Below are 2,716 nucleotides of genomic sequence, written 5' to 3'. Positions count from 1 at the left end.
AGGTGCCTCGGGCTCCGCCGGGGGCGCCTCGGGCTCGGCCGCAGGGGCCTTCGGGCCGGGCTTCGGGCCGGGCCGGGCGGCCGGGGCGGCCTCCTCGACGGGGGCCGGAGCGGCGACCTCTGCAGGCGCCTCTGCAGGCGCCTCTGCAGGCGCCTCGGCCGGGGTCTCGGTCGGCGCCTCGGTCGCGGCAGGAGCCGGTGCGGGCTTGGGACCGGGCCGGGGAGCGGCCTTCTTGGCCGGCGCCTCGGTCGCGGTGTCGGCGGCGGGAGCGGAGGCCGCTGCGGCCTTCAGCTCGTCGCCGTACTGCTTCTTGAAGCGCATCTCGACGGGGGGCTCGACAGTCGACGAAGCCGACTTGACGAACTCACCCATCTCCTTGAGCTTCTCGAGAACGAACTTGCTCTCGACTCCGAACTCCTTGGCGAGTTCGTGGACTCGGGTCTTTGCCACGGTTGTTTACTACTCCTTCTGGTCCGTGACCCAGAAGAAGAGGGAAACGGAACAGCTAGTGGGTGTGCACACTCATTACGAGTTACTCATCGAGTGCTCATGAGCTGTGTGCTCCAGTTTCTGGTCGGTGCTGCTGTGATTCGGACTGGTCGTGCTGGTCGTGCTGCAGTGCGGCGAGGTAGTCCCCCACCGGTGCGTCGGCGAGCGTGCCGCCCGAGCGGAGTGCCCGGGGGAAAGCCCTGCGTCGCACCGCGAGCTGCCAACACTCGTGCGTGGGGTGCAGGTGCGCCCCGCGTCCGGGTGCCCGGTGGTCCGGATCGGGCACCAGGGCCGGTCGGCCCTCGGCGTCCGAGCCTGCGACCACCCGCAGCAGCTCGCTCGCAGCGGCCCTGGCCCGACAACCCACACAGGTCCGGACGGGTCCGGGCGCAGAGTTGTCAGACGTGGTGGCCACTGCAGTCCACTCTACTGCGTGGGGCCAGTGGTTTACGAACTGGGAGCCGCGTCGGGATGCGGGGCCTCGTCCGAACGGATGTCGATACGCCACCCCGTCAACCGGGCGGCGAGCCGGGCGTTCTGGCCCTCCTTGCCGATGGCGAGGGAGAGCTGGAAGTCGGGTACGACGACGCGGCAGGAGCGGGTGGCCAGGTCGACGATCTCCACGGAGGTGACCCGGGCCGGCGAGAGGGCGTGCCCGACCAGCTCGGCCGGGTCCTCGGCCCAGTCGACGATGTCGATTTCTCGCCGTGCAGCTCGCTCATCACGTTGCGCACCCGCTGGCCCATCGGGCCGATGCAGGCGCCCTTGGCGTTGACGCCCGGGACCGTGGAGTGGACGGCGATCTTGGTGCGGTGGCCGGCCTCGCGAGCGATGCCGGCGATCTCCACGGTGCCGTCGGCGATCTCGGGCACCTCGAGGGCGAAGAGCTTCTTCACCAGCGTGGGGTGGGAGCGAGAGAGCGTGATCTGGGGTCCGCGCATGCCCTTGCGGACGGAGGTCACCAGGCACTTGATGCGCTCGCCGTGGACGTACTCCTCCCCCGGCACGCGCTCGCTGACCGGGAGGATCGCCTCGAGCTTGCCGAGGTCGACCATCACGTCGTCGGGGTTGCGGCCCTGCTGGATGACGCCGGAGATGATGTCGCCCTCCTTGCCGGCGAACTCACCGAACCTGATCTCGTCCTCGGCGTCGCGCAGCCGCTGCAGCATGACCTGCTTGGCGGTGGTGGCCGCGATCCGGCCGAAGCCGACGGGGGTGTCGTCGTACTCCGGGCCGGCGGTGCCGTCCTCGTCGATCTCGCGCGCCCACACGGTCACGTGGCCGCTCTTGCGGTCCAGCTCGACGCGCGCGGGGCGCTGGGACTCGGTGGCGCGCTGGTAGGCGGTGAGGAGGGCCTGCTCGATGGCCTCGGCCAGCACCTCGAAGGAGATCTCCTTCTCGCGCTCCAGCATCCGCAGGATGCTCAGATCGATGTCCATCAGTCGTCCTTTTTCTCGGTCTTGCGGTTGAACTCGACCTGCACGAGCGCCTTGGCCACGTCGGCGTAGGCGACCTCGTGCTGCTCGCCGTCCACGTCGAGCGTCGCGGCGGTGTCGTCGGAGGCGAGGATGCGTCCGGTCAGGCTGGTGCCGTCGGCCAGCGTGGCCTTGACCAGCCGGTCGGCGTTGCGGCGCCAGTGGCGCGGCAGGGTCAGGGGGCGGTCGACGCCCCGGGAGGTGACCTCGAGGGTGTAGGGCATCTCGCCCATCACGTCGGACTCGTCGAGCACGCGGGAGACCTCGCGGGTCGCGTCGGCGACGTCGTCGAGGGTCACGCCACCGTCCTTGTCGACGGCCACCCGCAGCACGCGGCGCTTGCCGGCGGGGGTGAGCTCGACGGCCTCGACGTCGATCTCCATCACTCTCAAGGGGTCGATCAGCTCCGCTTCGATGCGGTCCCGGGTGGCGTCCTGGTGGGGGGTGCTCATCGGTGGCGACCTCCTTGTGCAGTTGTTGTGGGATCACGATAGCGGCCCTCGCCGAAGGACGGTCATCCCCTGCCGACTGGTCCGGTCCGGCCGGTCACCCGGTTAGGGTGCGGGCGTGCCCGGTCGCCCGCTCTCTCGTCGTACGACGCTGGGCTCGGCGCTCGCCGCGCCGCTGGTCCTGGCGGCGTGCGACATCGATCCGCCCGTGCGCGGGGGCGGCTCGACGCCCGCCACCCAGTCGCCGCCGCCGGACTCCGAGCTGGTCGCGGCGGTCGTGGTCGAGCTGGTGCGGGCCCGGGC

4 protein-coding genes and 1 pseudogene are annotated in these 2,716 nt (G+C 70.8%); 1 reads left to right on the top strand and 4 read right to left on the bottom strand.

The genetic code is table 11. The features are described 5' to 3' along the window. The 4 genes and pseudogenes from JWN97_RS08700 to rimP form a co-directional block, all read right to left on the bottom strand. The coding region (locus tag JWN97_RS08700) for a translation initiation factor IF-2 N-terminal domain-containing protein (protein WP_297621375.1) at window positions 1-450 on the bottom strand (450 nt) is incomplete at its 3' end. 97 nt (window positions 451-547) lie between these two features. Next, window positions 548-856, bottom strand: coding sequence for a YlxR family protein (locus tag JWN97_RS08695; protein WP_297621377.1), 309 nt, complete (start codon window positions 854-856; stop codon window positions 548-550). 80 nt (window positions 857-936) lie between these two features. Next, a pseudogene (gene nusA, locus JWN97_RS08690) lies at window positions 937-1,928 on the bottom strand (transcription termination factor NusA). Then, window positions 1,928-2,416, bottom strand: a complete 489-nt coding sequence (gene rimP, locus JWN97_RS08685; RefSeq protein WP_297621373.1) for a ribosome maturation factor RimP — start codon at window positions 2,414-2,416, stop codon at window positions 1,928-1,930. Before rimP ends, nusA begins: the two are co-directional and overlap by 1 nt. A 115-nt stretch (window positions 2,417-2,531) precedes the next feature. On the opposite strand from rimP, the gene JWN97_RS08680 reads away from it, so the two are divergent. Next, a partial coding sequence (locus tag JWN97_RS08680) for a hypothetical protein (RefSeq protein WP_297621371.1) occupies window positions 2,532-2,716 on the top strand: 185 nt, incomplete at its 3' end.

It is taken from the genome of Nocardioides sp. (assembly GCF_025965415.1).
Lineage (GTDB): Bacteria > Actinomycetota > Actinomycetes > Propionibacteriales > Nocardioidaceae > Nocardioides.
The sequence above is the reverse complement of the archived record's forward strand: the minus strand, read 5'-3'. Positions and strand labels throughout refer to the sequence as shown.

Bases quoted from the DNA above. Each gene is read 5' to 3' on its own strand.
- rimP (WP_297621373.1), bottom strand. From the start codon at position 2,416: ATGAGCACCCCCCACCAGGACGCCACCCGGGACCGCATCGAAGCGGAG.